Here is a 13,848-nt window from a genome sequence, read left to right as displayed (position 1 = left end):
CTCTTCGATTTTGATTGTCCTTATATTGCGATGATATGTAAACAATATTGCGGTTTCGTGACACTTGCGTCCTCCTCTGCCCGGCTTTCCAGCCCTGTCGCGCGCCAGCCTTACAACATCAGGATAACGCGGTAGTCATTGACGTTCGTGCGGGTTGGGCCGGTAACGACCAAATCCCCGAGCTGCTCAAAGAACGTATAAGAATCGTTGCGGGCAAGCAATGTCGATGCGTTGATACCCGCCTGGCTTGCACGGTACAAGGAATCCGGCGTGACAATGGCGCCGGCATTGTTTTCCGTTCCGTCTATGCCGTCCGTATCGCAGGCGAGCGCGTGAATATTCTCTGCACCACCGAGCTCAACGGCAAGAGATAGCAGGAATTCAGTATTCCGTCCGCCACGTCCGCGATGAGTGCTTTGATCACCATAGGCGCCATTTCGTTTTTTACCTAATGTAACGGTCGTTTCGCCGCCTGAGATTAGCGCTAACGGGGGTCTCCAAGGGTGCCCATATCGGCGAATTTCCCTGAGCAAGGCTGCGAAGACCCTGGCGACATCGCGCGACTCGCCGGTAACGGAATCGCCCAGTATTACAGCGAAAATGCCTTGAGTGCGAAAATATTCCACAGCGGCCAGCAGCGACTCATGCGCGGTAGCGATCACCCGGTTTTCTACGCGACTGAATGCCGCATCGCCGGGTTTGGGCGTCTCGCCAAGCTCGCCCTTGGTGCCTGCGAGCAATATTTCCATCACGGCATCGGGTGCCGGGATGCCGTGATACTCGATGATTGCGAGCGCATCCGCGTAGGTTGTGGGGTCCGGTGCGCAGGGGCCGGATGCGACATGCGTTGGATCGTCCCCCGTTACGTCGGAAATTATCAATGCCAGTACCTGCGCACGGCTTGAAGCTGCAAGCCTTCCCCCCAGGACAGCGGAAAGATGCTTGCGCACAGTGTTGATCTCTTGAATTGTCGCGCCACAGTGGAGCAGTTCCGCGGTGACGGTTCGGAGATCGCCCAGCGATATACCCGCTACCGGCAGCGATAGCAAACTCGACCCGCCGCCGCTCAGCAAGCAAAGCAGAAAATCATCCGTGCCAAGTTTTTTTACTTCCGCCAGAAGATGGCGTGCGGCTTCTTCGCCCTGTTCATCGGGTACCGGATGTCCGGCTTCGATAACCTGGATCCGATCGAGCGGCAAGCCGTGACCGTAGCGGGTGAGGACGATGCCATCCAGCGCCACATTTTTTTGCCAATGTTTTTCCACTGCCAGCGCCATCGACGCCGCAGCTTTGCCTGCACCGACCACCAGCGTACGACCCCGAGGTAATCGATGACGCAATGGTGGCGGCAAATGCCGGGGTACTACAAGCAGGGGATCGGCTGCGCTGACTGCGGCCTGAAAGCTATTGAGCAGAAGGTTGCGGGCATGCTTATGAACGCTCATATCTACGTTGCCGCTGCTGATTATGAGTTGAGGAACTGAGCGCCGTTTTCAGGTAGCGTCCGGTAAAGCTCCTCTCGTCCGCTGCTATTTGCTCCGGGGTTCCCTGGGCAATGATCTCTCCGCCGCCTCCGCCGCCTTCGGGGCCGAGATCAATAATCCAGTCGGCGGTTTTGATCACATCCAGGTTATGCTCGATGACGACTACGGTATTGCCATGGTCGCGCAAGCGATGCAACACTTTCAGCAATAGATCGATGTCCTGGAAATGCAGGCCTGTAGTGGGCTCGTCCAGAATATAGAGCGTGCGGCCAGTGTCGCGTTTGGAAAGTTCAAGCGACAGCTTTACCCGCTGGGCTTCGCCTCCGGAAAGCGTCGTCGCGGACTGGCCCAGGGTGATATAGCCCAGGCCGACATCCAGCAAGGTTTGCAGCTTGCGCGCCACGACCGGCACGGGGCTGAAAAACTCGCGTGCCTGTTCCACCGTCATATGCAGAATTTCGTTGATGTTTTTTCTCTTGTACTGGATCTCCAGGGTTTCGCGGTTATAGCGCTTGCCATGGCAGACATCGCATGACACATATATATCCGGAAGAAAATGCATTTCAACCTTGATCATGCCGTCACCCTGGCAGGCTTCACAGCGCCCGCCCTTGACGTTGAACGAGAATCTCCCGGGCCCATAGCCGCGCTCGCGCGCCTGTGGAACACCGGCGAACAACTCCCGAACTGGCGTGAACAGGCCGGTATAGGTAGCCGGGTTTGAGCGCGGCGTGCGCCCGATGGGGCTCTGGTCCATGCTGATGACCTTGTCGAAAAAGGCCAATCCATCCAGATTCTGATATGGCGCGGGCTCCGCGGTGCTGCCATAGAGATGGCGAGCGGTTGCATGGTAGAGCGTTTCGTTGATGAGCGTGGATTTGCCTGAACCGGATACGCCGGTTATGCAGACGAATAATCCTACAGGCAGGTTGAGGTTGACGTTCTTCAGGTTGTTGCCCGATGCGCCTTCGATCCTGAGCCAGCGATCGCTTTTTGGTTCGGTGCGTTTTTCCGGCAGTGCGATGGAAAGTTCACCCGAAAGATATTTGCCGGTGAGTGAGTTGGAATCCTGTTGAATAGCCTCGGGTGTTCCCTGTGCGATGATCAATCCGCCATGCTCGCCCGCACCCGGGCCCATGTCCACCACATGATCGGCGGTAAGTATGGCGTCCTGGTCATGTTCCACCACGATGACGCTATTGCCGAGATCGCGCAGGTTCTTGAGCGTTTCCAGCAGGCGTCCGTTGTCCCGTTGGTGCAGGCCGATGGACGGCTCATCCAGCACATACATCACGCCGGTCAGGCCTGATCCGATCTGGCTGGCGAGGCGAATGCGTTGGGATTCTCCACCCGACAAAGTGTCGGCGGAACGGTCCAGCGACAAATAATCCAACCCGACATTGTTGAGAAATAATATGCGGCTGGAAATTTCCTTGACGATTCTTTCCGCGATGGCAAATTTGTGCCCCGTCAGCGTTACCTGATCGAAAAAATCCTTCGCCTCCTTCAGTGGCAGCGCGTTGATTTCGTAAATAGCCCGCCCGCCCACGCGGACGTGGCGCGCTTCGCGGCGTAGCCGGGTTCCGCCGCATTCAGGGCATATTTGGGAATTGAGGTATTTTGCCAGTTCTTCACGCACGGCAAGCGATTCGGTTTCCTTGTAGCGTCGCTCCAGATTGGGAATAATGCCTTCAAAGGTATGCTTGCGATAGTTGCGTTTACCGCTCTCGTTCAAATACGAGAATGAGATTTTTTCCTTCGCTGATCCGTGCAGAACGATATCCTGCAAATTCTCGGCGAGCTGTTCAAAGGGTACTTCCAGATCAAAATCGTAGTGGTTGGCAAGGCTCGCCAGCAACTGGTAATAAAATTGATTTCGCCGATCCCAGCTCTTGATCGCGCCGGAAGCCAGCGACAGATGAGGAAATGCCACCACCCGTTTAGGGTCGAAAAAGGTTATTTTCCCCAGGCCGTCACATTTGGGGCACGCGCCCATTGGGTTGTTGAAGGAAAATAAGCGGGGTTCGAGTTCCGGCAGGGAGTAGCTGCATACCGGACAACTGAACCTGGCCGAAAAAAGATACTCATGGCCCGAATCCATTTCCACTGCTAAAGCGCGTCCGTCGGCGTGGCGTAGCGCGGTTTCAAACGATTCCGCCAGTCGCTGCTTGGAATCGGGTGAGACTTTAAGCCTGTCCACCACGACTTCTATTGTGTGCTTTTTATTTTTTTGCAATTTCGGCAGTGTATCGATCTCATGCACTTCACCATCGATTCGTAGCCGCACAAAACCCTGCGCGCGCAGCTCATCGATCAAATCCATTTGCTCGCCCTTGCGCCCTACCACCAGCGGCGCCAGTATCATCAGCTTGGTTTCCGCAGGCAACCGCATGACATGATCGACCATTTGCGAGACGCTTTGCACTGTTAGCGTGATGCCATGATCAGGGCACTGCGGATCGCCAACGCGCGCAAACAGCAGGCGCATGTAATCATGTATTTCGGTAACGGTGCCGACGGTGGAGCGCGGGTTATGCGAAGTCGCTTTTTGTTCTATGGCTATGGCGGGAGACAATCCCTCTATCAGATCGACGTCGGGTTTCTCCATCAATTGCAAAAACTGGCGCGCATACGCCGAGAGCGATTCCACGTAGCGCCGCTGGCCTTCCGCATACAGGGTGTCGAACGCGAGCGAAGACTTGCCGGACCCGGATAAACCAGTAATTACGATCAGCTTGTTTCGCGGCAGATCAAGACTGATGTTTTTGAGATTGTGCGTACGCGCACCGCGAATTTTTATAAGTTCCATCGACTGCTTCCATTTGGCTGCTCATAGACTACCTGCAACGACATGTCATTACATGAACTACTCGTGACATCCTGTAACATCCTGAGGTCGAGGCTATCTGAGTGCCGGTCAAACCTGTTAATATACGCAACTTTCCGCGTTTCCCCAATCTGATTCATGTCCTCCTCATTACCTCCCGATAAAATGTCGCCGATAGAGCTGCGCGCTACAGCCGGCCTGGCGGGAATTTACGGGTTGCGCATGTTGGGGATGTTCATCATTCTGCCGGTATTCGCGTTCTATGCAGAGCATCTCCCCGGCGGCGTCAGCTATACGCTGGTTGGTATTGCGCTTGGCGCATATGGGTTGACTCAGGCCATACTGCAAATTCCGTTTGGCTGGCTGTCCGACCGTATCGGCCGCAAGCCCGTCATTTACATCGGATTGATCCTTTTTGCAATCGGCAGTTTTGTTGCTGCATCCGCCACCGATATTTACGTGGTAATCCTTGGACGCGTCATCCAGGGTGCGGGGGCGATTTCCGCGGCTGTGATGGCGCTTGCCGCCGACCTTACCCGTGAAGAGCACCGGACCAAGGCAATGGCCGCGATCGGCATGACCATAGGTGCGACCTTCGCACTCTCGTTAATTATCGCGCCAGCACTAAATAACGTGATCGGTGTGCCGGGAATTTTTGCGATGACCGGCGTGCTGGCACTACTGGCGATGGTGGTTGTTTTCAAAATCATTCCCGATCCGGTAATCAGCCGCTTCCATTCCGATACCGAAGCATCCGCCGGACGTTTCCGGAATGTGTTGCGCAACCCGCAACTGCTGCGCCTGGATTTCGGTGTGTTTGCATTGCATGCGACATTGATGGCGCTGTGGCTGGTGGTGCCGTTGTCGTTACGAACAACCGGACTGGCGGCGGACCATCACTGGCAGGTATATTTGCCGGTACTGCTCCTTTCCATGGTATTGATTGTTCCGGCGATCATTTATGGTGAAAAGAAGGCCAAGCTCAAGCAGATATTCGTCATTTCGGTGGCTGTATTGCTTGCCAGCCAGGTTATGCTGGCCTATGCATTCGATTCGCTTTGGGGAACGACCCTGGCGTTGCTCGTGTTCTTCACCGCCTTCAACCTTCTGGAAGCGACTCTGCCCTCGCTCATTTCCAAGATTGCGCCGGTGGGTGCGAAAGGCACCGCCATTGGCGTCTATAGCAGCGTCCAGTTTCTCGGCGCATTTGTAGGTGCAACCGTAGGCGGCTATTTGTATCAGCATCATGGGGCCTCCGCACTCTATGCATTCTGCGGAGCCCTACTGACATTATGGCTTATTTTTGCCGTTACGATGAAAGCCCCCGCCGCTGTACGCACCAGAATGTACCACGTGCAAGAGATGGATACTGGCAGGGCCAGCGGCCTATCCCGCCAGCTGGCGGCACTGCCCGGTGTGCATGAGGCGCTGGTGCTGGCGAGCGAAGGCGTGGCCTATCTGAAAGTGGATATGAGAGGTTTCGACGAAGAAGGCGTTGTTCAATTATTGGGGGGAGAAGCATAATGGCATCAGTCAACAAGGTAATACTCATTGGCAATCTCGGCAAAGACCCCGAGACGCGTTATATGCCAAATGGCGACGCGGTGACCAATATCACTTTGGCAACCACGGAAAATTGGAAGGATAAAAACGGCGAAAAACAGGAAAAAACCGAATGGCATCGCGTCACCTTTTATCGCAAGCTTGCTGAAATCGCCGGCGAATACCTGAAAAAAGGCCGTCCGGTATACGTCGAGGGACGGTTGGAAACGCGCAAGTGGACCGACAAGGCGGGTGTTGAGCGCTATACCACCGACATCATTGCCAGCGATATGAAGATGCTGGGCAGCAAACCCGGCAGCGCCGGTTTTGATTCAGACAGGGAAGGGCGGGACGAGAGCAACTTTGCGCCGAGCCCGTCGGGGAGCAAAGCGCCTGCTAAAAGCAGCGGTGGGTTTGATGATATGGATGATGATATTCCGTTTTAATATTACATCGATCATTCTGAGGGCTAAAATTCTCTTTCGAACTGAACAGGAATATTTTTATTTAACATGCTCATTTCTGATATTCATTTTGCCGTTATAGAGGAATCTGCCTTACCGGTATTGTTAATAGTTTTGCCTTCCCAGCGATCAAATTCTTACTGAGAAAAACAGTGCGGGGCCAGCCTCTAACCTGACCCTTCCCAAGGGAAATTTAATGAGAAAATTCCTGACAATTGTTTTGGTTACGCTGTTCGCGTTTACTGGCGCTACCTACGCGGCCGTCAACATCAATACCGCAACCCAGGCCGAGCTTGAAACGCTTCAGGGAATTGGTCCGGCCAAAGCCAAGGCCATCATCGATCATCGCAAGAAGAATGGAGCTTTCAAGTCGGCTGATGACTTGGAGAAGGTCAACGGCATCGGTCCTGCTACGCTGAAGCGGTTGCGCAAGGACATTGCGGTTGGTGGCGCTACTACGGCCAAGAAAGAAAATAAGCCTGCGCCGAAGTAACAAACATACCCTTATTGACTAAACCACGCTCGGTAGGATGGGTGGAGGCTGCAAGCCGTAACCCATCTTATCAGTGAGTCGATGGGTTACGCTTCGCTGCACCCATCCTACTATCCTATTGGTAGACGTCGCGCTAGCCGGAACGTGTGCGATAATCCGGCATAATCTTTTTGCAAATTACGCCGTCATGTACAAAACCATAGAAGATTTTGTCGGCAACACGCCGCTGGTAAAACTCAAGCGCCTGCCGGGGAATACCAGCAATGTTGTTCTCGTCAAGCTGGAGGGTAACAATCCTGCAGGTTCGGTGAAAGACCGTCCGGCGTTATCGATGATTACGCATGCGCAGGAGCGCGGCGATATCAAGCCGGGCGATACGTTGATAGAAGCGACTAGCGGCAACACCGGTATTGCTCTGGCGATGGCGGCGGCGATAATGGGTTATCGCATGGTGCTGGTGATGCCGGAGCACCTCAGCATTGAACGGCGGCAATCGATGAAGGCGTTCGGTGCGGAAATCGTGCTGACCTCGAAGGAGGGCAGCATGGAAGAAGCGCGCGATGTGGCCGAGCGCATGTGTGATGAGGGGCGCGGCGTCATCCTTGATCAGTTCGCCAGCCCTGATAACCCACGAGCGCATTATGAAGGCACCGCTCTTGAGATCTGGCGAGATACCGGCGGTAAGATTACCCATCTGGTGAGCAGCATGGGTACTACCGGCACCATCATGGGTTGCTCTCGATATTTCAAGGAAAAGAACCCGGAGATTCAGATCATCGGCGTGCAGCCGGAAGAAGGTTCCCAGATTCCCGGCATCCGCAAATGGCCGGAAGCGTATCTGCCGAAAATCTATGATGCCAAGCGGGTAGATCGCATCGTGCTGGTTTCCCAGGCGGAAGCCGAGGATATGACCCGGCGGCTGGCGAGTGAGGAAGGGATTTTCGCGGGGATTTCATCAGGAGGTGCGCTGGCGGCGGCACTCAGGATTTCTGCAGAAGCCGAGAACGCGACAATTGTTTCGATCGTTTGCGACCGCGGTGATCGCTATCTTTCCACAGGTGTTTTTCCCGCCTGAGTATCGTAAACCCATGCGCGTTATGCGGCCGAGGACGATATGTAGTCGGCCTGCAAGCCCGGCGCGCAATATGCGGTACACGTAAGCCGTTATTGGCCGGATGAATAATGGTAAAGCTGCTCGTCATAATATTGCCAGCATTATTCATTGGTACCTTATCCGCATACGCCGGTCCTTTAATTACCCTTTCCGCCGATGATGTTCATAGTCCTTTTTTAAATGCGAAAGGCGTTCAGGTCAGCGTGACTGGCCCGCAGGCATCATTGCTGGAAGTAAGGGTGGACGAGATTGCGATACAGGGGAAAATCTGGCGCAATTTGCATTTTTCCTGCCATAAATTTCAGGTTGCCGATGACTGGATCCGCTGTGAGGATGGCGTGCTGAAGCTATCCCGATCGGCGCCGCTACCTGTATCGTTTGATTTCTCTTCCCGCAATAAAACACTGGATCTAAAAATCACGACTGGTGCCAGAGAAGCCGTTGCGAGCTGGAAACTATCCGCGCAGCGGGGAAAGCCGGCTTGGGAAGCTATGTTGACCATAACAAACGGGGAGGCAGCGCGTATTGCCGAATTTTTGCCAGAGGTAGAAAAGAACTTGTTGCCGGTGCCCGCAAAGGGAAACATGAACGGCACGATCAAGCTGCAGGGCGCAGCCGGCGGACTTGCTGGAATTGAAGCGCATATGGCGGTGGATGGACTGGCGTTTAGCGACGCCAGCGGGTTGCATGCCGGTGAGAACATCAGCGTCGAAGTTAACGCGATGGCTAGGCGCGACGAGGACAAGCAAGGAAATTCATGGTTGTGGCACGTTGATGTGGATTGGCCGAGTGGCGAAGTGTTCTGGCAACCGGTTTATTTTGCCGCGCAAGGCCATCGTTTTAGCGCCAGCGGCCAACTGGATGAAAACACCATACGATTGCGCGAGGGAAAGCTTGTGCTTTCGAATATCGGGGAGGTGAATTTATCGGGATTGATTGACCGGCCAGGAAACACGCTGCGCGATTTCGATTTGAGCGCCGACAATCTCGAGTTGTCCACCTTGTTCAGTCAAGTGCTGAAGCCGTTTCTTGTCAATACCCCCTTCGCTGAGCTAGCGGCTGCCGGACAGGCGGGGCTGCAGTGGCGTTACCGGGATGGCGCCCATGAATTCCTTCACGGCGATTTGCGCAATGCCTCGGTGGAAGACGGGCATGGGCGCTTTGCATTTCGCGGCGTCGACGCCAGTATTCCCTGGCGAGCGCCAGGGAATCAGGGGAGTGTGAAACCGACAAAAGCGACTATTCGTATCCAGAGCAGCCAGTTGGGGAAGATACCCATAGGCCAGGTTGACATTCCCCTGGAGATCGACGGGTCGAATCTTCGCATCCCGCGCTTGACCTTGCCTGTGCTTGACGGTGAGCTTACGCTCGAAAATTTCAGCGCATCGCGGCAGGCTCAGGGCTGGGTATGGCAATTCAGCGGCGGGCTTTCGCCCGTATCGATGCAAAAACTGACTGAAGCTTTGGGAACCCAGCCAATGAAGGGCACCCTGTCCGGTGAGATCCCCAGGGTGAGTTACAATGGCGCAACCGTCGTGGTGGATGGTGCGCTCCTTTTCAGGATATTCGATGGCACCATAGAGCTGGGGAATCTGAAGCTGCTCGATCCGTTGGGGCCTGCACCATCACTTTTGGCGGACCTTGATATGCGCAATCTCGATCTGAACCTGCTCACCGGCACGTTTTCGTTCGGCAACATGCAGGGGCGCATTGATGCCGCGGTCCATGGCCTCGAACTCTTCAATTGGAAGCCGGTAAAGTTTGATGCCAGCCTTGTGAGCAGTCCCGGCAGTTATCCGCGTCGCATCAGCCAGGCTGCGGTGCAGAATATCTCCTCTCTTGGCGGATCGGGAGCGGCTGCTGCAATCCAGCGCAGTTTTCTGGGCATTTTCGAACAGTTCGGCTATTCGAAGATCGGTTGGAGCTGCTCATTACGCAACGGGATTTGCTACATGGGCGGGATAGAGTCGGAGCCGCTGCCGCATGGCTATCTCATCGTCAAGGGCGGCGGAATCCCGGCCATTACAGTGATAGGCTATAATCGCGAAGTGGATTGGTGGGAGCTGGTGAACCGTCTGCAACGGATCACCCAAGTAGAAACCAAACCCGTTATTCAGTAGGGGAATATGAAGAATTCTTATTTTTACGCAAGCTTGCTGACGCTGTCGTTGCTGTTCGGTTGCGTCACTATCAACATTTATTTCCCCGCTGCCGCTGCTGAAAAAGCAGCGGACAAGATAATAGAGGAAGTGTGGCAACTTAAAAAACCCGAGGACGGCGCACAGAGCACACCGGGCGCACCGGGTATGGATGGCCCCATACCTTCTCAACCCATCCCGCAACCGGGACAACCGATGCAGCCCACGCAACCCACGCAGCCCCAAAATTAAGGTGACTACCATGCGTAATCCCGTCTACCGCTTTATATTGCTGATGCTGCTGTTATCGGTGTCGAATCCTGGTTACACGCAAGCCAATATCGAAATCGATACGCCCGCAATTTCCAGCCTCAGGCAAAGCATGCAGCAGCGCCACAGCCAGCTCGAGGCTTATTATGAAAGGGGAGCGGTAGGGCTTACACGAGATGGCCTTGTCGCCATGCGTGATGCCAATGCACTGCCATTGGCGGCGCGCCAGCCGGTCAATGCCTTGATCGCGGCTGAAAACCAGGACAGAAATGCGTTGTACCGCGAAATCGCCCGAGCCAACAGCCATCCCGAGTGGGAAGCCGATATTCGCGCTACTTTCGGTCAGCGCTGGATCGATCTGGCCAGGCCGGGGTGGTGGTATCAAGCCACAAACGGCTCCTGGGTCAGAAAGTAACGCCATACGACGCAAGCCTTCTAGATTGCACCTTCCAAGCTCCAAAATTCGCTTGAGATCTTCTTAGCATTGATACCTGTACTGGTTTTTGACATCGAGACCGTTCCCGATACCGAGGGATTACGCAGGCTTTACAATCTGCCCCCGGAGGTTGCGCCGGCAGGTATTGCCGACATGGCGTTTCAGGCGCGCCGTCAGGCTGTCGGCAACGATTTCCTGCAATTGCATGTGCAGAAGGTCGTGGCAATCTCATGCGTATTGCGGGATAAAAATGATTTTCGCGTGTGGTCGTTAGGGACTCCCGCAGATTCGGAATCGGAACTCATCCGCCGCTTTTTCGAAGGGGTGGACAAATACAGCCCCCAACTGGTTTCCTGGAATGGCGGGGGCTTCGACTTGCCGGTACTCCATTATCGCAGCCTGATTCATGGTTTGCAGGCGCGCCGTTATTGGGATATGGGCGAGGATGACCGCGATTTCAAATGGAATAATTACCTTAGCCGCTACCATACCCGCCATCTCGATTTGATGGATATGCTCGCGCTATATCAGCCGCGCGCAAATGTACCGCTGGATGAGTTGGCTAAGCTGATGGGTTTTCCCGGAAAACTGGGAATGGACGGTTCCCAGGTCTGGAATGCATTCCAGAATGGTGAGATTGCCGAAATTCGCGATTATTGCGAAACCGATGTGGTGAACACGTATCTCGTGTTTTTACGATTCCAGCTCATGCGTGGTATCTTTGATAACGAACAGTATCAGCGCGAATGCGAACTGGTGCGTTTTACCTTGAGCAAATCTTCTGAACCTCACTGGCAGGAATTCCTGGGGCAGTGGGCATAGCCACCATTACGCCTATTCTTTCTCATCCTTTCGCCATTACGGGACTCATCCCGCACCGCAAAATATGATTGCGCCTGTCACCATAGAATCCCTGGATCAGGAAGGGCGTGGGGTTGCTCACTCAGAAGGCAAGGTCATCTTTATCGAAGGTGCATTGCCGGGAGAAGTGGTTACCTATAACTCCTACCGCAAGAAACAAAGCTTCGAAATGGCGCAGGCGGGACAGATACTCAAGCCGGGCTTTGGTCGAGTGGCGCCGCAATGCAACCACTTTGCAATATGCGGCGGATGCAGCCTGCAACATATGGATGCGCGCGCCCAGGTGGCGGCGAAGCAGCGCGTTCTTGAAGATAATCTCAAGCATATCGGCAAGGTCGAGGCCGAATTGATCCTGCCGGCGATTTATGGCGCAGCCTGGGGCTATCGCCATCGCGCGCGGCTGTCCGTGCGCTATGTCGCCAAAAAAGGTGGGGTCCTGGTAGGCTTTCATGAGAAGCGCAGCAGCTTCGTTGTCGATATGCGCGCTTGTGAAATCGTGCCATCGCGCATTTCCCGGCTCATCATGCCATTGAGAGAGTTGGTAGGCAGCTTGTCTGTCCGTCAGCATATCCCGCAGATCGAGGTATCGCTGGGTGAAAATGTGGATGTGCTGGTGTTGCGCATCCTGAAGCCGTTGATCGATCAAGATGAAATATTGCTTCAGGCTTTCGCCGATCAGCATCATATCCAGTTCTTCTTGCAGCCCGGCGGGCCTCAAACAGCCTATCCTTTTTACCCGAAGAACGCGGCGGAATTGAACTATATGCTGCCCGAGTTCGATATCGTCATGCCGTTTCATCCTACCGAATTTACCCAGGTAAATCCCGCCATGAACCGGGTACTGGTACGGCGCGCCCTGAACCTGCTGGATCCTCAGCCTGGGGAACGCATTGCGGATTTATTCTGCGGGCTGGGAAACTTTGCGTTACCGATTGCCAGGCGTGGTGCGCAGGTCGCAGGTTTTGAGGGCAGCGCGGCCGTGGTACGCCGCGCCGACGAAAATGCGGAGCGCAACGGGCTTGCGCGCAACACGCAATTCATCGAAACCAATCTGTTTGAAATAGATGAAGCCTGGATGCGAGCGCAGGGGTATTTCGACAAAATGCTGATCGACCCGCCGCGCGAAGGGGCCATCTCTGTCGTTACTTCCTTGGGAAAAGAACAGGCAGCACCTGGGCGTATCGTTTATGTATCCTGCAATCCGGCTACGCTCGCTCGCGATGCAGCGATACTGGTGCATAGCAACGGGTATGTACTAAAAGCGGCAGGTGTCGTAAACATGTTCCCACATACCGCGCATATCGAATCCATCGCATTATTCGAAAAAGATGCCGCTGAGCCACGGCTGTGAAATAGCACGGTTTTGAAACGGAAATGGCGCGGAAATGAAAAAGGGCGACTGTTACCAGCCGCCCCTTTTCATGTACCGGATTTTTTCGAGTGCTAGTCTCTTTCACCCGAGAAAGCCAAGAGCAGATGCAACAGGCTGGTGAAGAGGTTATAGAGGCTCAGATAAATGCCCATCGTTGCCATCACGTAATTAGTTTCCCCACCGTTAACAATACGGCTTACGTCGAACAGAATGAAGCCGGAAAACAGCAGCACCGCAACTGCCGAAATGGCAAGCGAGGCAGCCGGCATGGCAAAGAACAGATTAGCAACGGAAGCGAGGATTAGCAGCACGAGTCCCACAAACAGGAAATTCTGCATGAAGCCGAAATCCTTCTTGGTCACCGTAGCGATCGTTGCCAGCGTGAAAAAGATTATGCCCGTTCCAGCGGCAGCAGTTCCTATCAGTTGCGCGCCGTTCTTGAAATGAAGCGCGTATTGCAACATGGGGCCTAGCCACCAGCCAGCTACGAAGGTAAACGCAAACAGCAATGCGATCCCCATCGGGCTGTTTCGAGTCGCGCTGACACCAAACAGCAGACCCATCATTACCGCCAGCATCACCAACGGCCCAACAATGGGCGCTTGTGCGAGAAACGCAAAATTGGTGCTCATCCCGATCGACGCACCGATCAGCGTCGGGATCATGGTCAAGCCAAGCATCCAGTAAGTATTGCGCAAGACCTTGTTGCGAACGGCGGAAAGTCCCGTTTGCGCGGCCGAGCCGGAATATCGTAGTTCAGGTTGCATAACGTCTCCTTGGTTGACGAACTATACAGCACATAAGACTACTCATGTTTAGTGAAAGTTGCAATCTTATCGTTCCGATG

The 13,848-nt window shown here is 54.4% G+C and carries 12 protein-coding genes; 9 read left to right on the top strand and 3 right to left on the bottom strand.

The genetic code is table 11. From position 1 onward, the window contains the following. Nucleotides 1-110: 110 nt before the first annotated feature. Complete coding sequence (locus tag BLS94_RS01540) at nucleotides 111-1,445, bottom strand: glycerate kinase type-2 family protein (protein ID WP_090957467.1); 1,335 nt, start codon at nucleotides 1,443-1,445, stop codon at nucleotides 111-113. Continuing rightward, nucleotides 1,432-4,293 carry an excinuclease ABC subunit UvrA gene (gene uvrA, locus BLS94_RS01535; protein ID WP_090957466.1) on the bottom strand — a complete coding sequence of 954 codons (2,862 nt, stop codon included), beginning with the start codon at nucleotides 4,291-4,293 and terminating at the stop codon, nucleotides 1,432-1,434. Before uvrA ends, BLS94_RS01540 begins: the two co-directional genes overlap by 14 nt. Nucleotides 4,294-4,476: 183 nt before the next feature. On the opposite strand from uvrA, the gene BLS94_RS01530 reads away from it, so the two are divergent. The 9 genes from BLS94_RS01530 (at nucleotide 4,477) to rlmD (ending at nucleotide 12,980) form a co-directional block, all read left to right on the top strand. Next, nucleotides 4,477-5,835 carry an MFS transporter gene (locus tag BLS94_RS01530; protein ID WP_090957465.1) on the top strand — a complete coding sequence of 453 codons (1,359 nt, stop codon included), beginning with the start codon at nucleotides 4,477-4,479 and terminating at the stop codon, nucleotides 5,833-5,835. Further along, nucleotides 5,835-6,299 carry a single-stranded DNA-binding protein gene (ssb, locus tag BLS94_RS01525; protein WP_090957464.1) on the top strand — a complete coding sequence of 155 codons (465 nt, stop codon included), beginning with the start codon at nucleotides 5,835-5,837 and terminating at the stop codon, nucleotides 6,297-6,299. The genes BLS94_RS01530 and ssb overlap by 1 nt, the downstream gene beginning before the upstream one ends. A 214-nt stretch (nucleotides 6,300-6,513) precedes the next feature. Then, entirely contained in the window at nucleotides 6,514-6,810 is a 297-nt protein-coding gene (locus BLS94_RS01520) for a ComEA family DNA-binding protein (protein WP_090957463.1), read from the top strand. Between the two features lie 187 nt (nucleotides 6,811-6,997). Continuing rightward, complete coding sequence (cysM, locus tag BLS94_RS01515) at nucleotides 6,998-7,885, top strand: cysteine synthase CysM (RefSeq protein WP_090957462.1); 888 nt, start codon at nucleotides 6,998-7,000, stop codon at nucleotides 7,883-7,885. Between the two features lie 107 nt (nucleotides 7,886-7,992). Then, the gene (locus BLS94_RS01510) at nucleotides 7,993-10,044 is read left to right on the top strand and encodes an intermembrane phospholipid transport YdbH family protein (protein ID WP_090957461.1); all 2,052 of its coding nucleotides are present in this window, start codon (nucleotides 7,993-7,995) and stop codon (nucleotides 10,042-10,044) included. 6 nt (nucleotides 10,045-10,050) lie between these two features. Next, nucleotides 10,051-10,314: a hypothetical protein gene (locus BLS94_RS01505; protein ID WP_090957460.1), complete on the top strand. Its 264-nt coding sequence runs from the start codon at nucleotides 10,051-10,053 to the stop codon at nucleotides 10,312-10,314. Nucleotides 10,315-10,324: 10 nt separating this feature from the next. Next, complete coding sequence (locus tag BLS94_RS01500) at nucleotides 10,325-10,747, top strand: YdbL family probable chaperone protein (protein ID WP_090957459.1); 423 nt, start codon at nucleotides 10,325-10,327, stop codon at nucleotides 10,745-10,747. Between the two features lie 69 nt (nucleotides 10,748-10,816). Continuing rightward, complete coding sequence (locus BLS94_RS01495; protein WP_090957458.1) at nucleotides 10,817-11,590, top strand: 3'-5' exonuclease; 774 nt, start codon at nucleotides 10,817-10,819, stop codon at nucleotides 11,588-11,590. A 64-nt stretch (nucleotides 11,591-11,654) separates the two neighbouring features. Further along, the gene (gene rlmD / locus BLS94_RS01490; RefSeq protein ID WP_090957457.1) at nucleotides 11,655-12,980 is read left to right on the top strand and encodes a 23S rRNA (uracil(1939)-C(5))-methyltransferase RlmD; all 1,326 of its coding nucleotides are present in this window, start codon (nucleotides 11,655-11,657) and stop codon (nucleotides 12,978-12,980) included. A 92-nt stretch (nucleotides 12,981-13,072) separates the two neighbouring features. On the opposite strand, the gene BLS94_RS01485 is transcribed toward rlmD, so the two are convergent. Then, a complete protein-coding gene (locus BLS94_RS01485) occupies nucleotides 13,073-13,768 on the bottom strand; it encodes a Bax inhibitor-1/YccA family protein (RefSeq protein WP_025041190.1) in 696 nt (231 codons plus the stop codon). Nucleotides 13,769-13,848: the final 80 nt, after the last annotated feature.

This window comes from Nitrosospira sp. Nsp18, from assembly GCF_900103145.1.
GTDB lineage: Bacteria > Pseudomonadota > Gammaproteobacteria > Burkholderiales > Nitrosomonadaceae > Nitrosospira.
This window is presented reverse-complemented; position numbering and strand designations above follow the sequence as displayed.

What these genes read in the sequence shown, in the direction of transcription:
- uvrA (WP_090957466.1), bottom strand. Translation starts at nt 4,293, where the DNA reads ATGGAACTTATAAAAATTCGCGGTGCGCGTACGCACAATCTCAAAAAC.
- rlmD (WP_090957457.1), top strand. Translation starts at nt 11,655, where the DNA reads ATGATTGCGCCTGTCACCATAGAATCCCTGGATCAGGAAGGGCGTGGG.
- ssb (WP_090957464.1), top strand. Translation starts at nt 5,835, where the DNA reads ATGGCATCAGTCAACAAGGTAATACTCATTGGCAATCTCGGCAAAGAC.
- BLS94_RS01520 (WP_090957463.1), top strand. Translation starts at nt 6,514, where the DNA reads ATGAGAAAATTCCTGACAATTGTTTTGGTTACGCTGTTCGCGTTTACT.
- BLS94_RS01485 (WP_025041190.1), bottom strand. Translation starts at nt 13,768, where the DNA reads ATGCAACCTGAACTACGATATTCCGGCTCGGCCGCGCAAACGGGACTT.
- BLS94_RS01530 (WP_090957465.1), top strand. Translation starts at nt 4,477, where the DNA reads ATGTCGCCGATAGAGCTGCGCGCTACAGCCGGCCTGGCGGGAATTTAC.
- BLS94_RS01510 (WP_090957461.1), top strand. Translation starts at nt 7,993, where the DNA reads ATGGTAAAGCTGCTCGTCATAATATTGCCAGCATTATTCATTGGTACC.
- BLS94_RS01540 (WP_090957467.1), bottom strand. Translation starts at nt 1,445, where the DNA reads ATGAGCGTTCATAAGCATGCCCGCAACCTTCTGCTCAATAGCTTTCAG.
- cysM (WP_090957462.1), top strand. Translation starts at nt 6,998, where the DNA reads ATGTACAAAACCATAGAAGATTTTGTCGGCAACACGCCGCTGGTAAAA.
- BLS94_RS01500 (WP_090957459.1), top strand. Translation starts at nt 10,325, where the DNA reads ATGCGTAATCCCGTCTACCGCTTTATATTGCTGATGCTGCTGTTATCG.
- BLS94_RS01505 (WP_090957460.1), top strand. Translation starts at nt 10,051, where the DNA reads ATGAAGAATTCTTATTTTTACGCAAGCTTGCTGACGCTGTCGTTGCTG.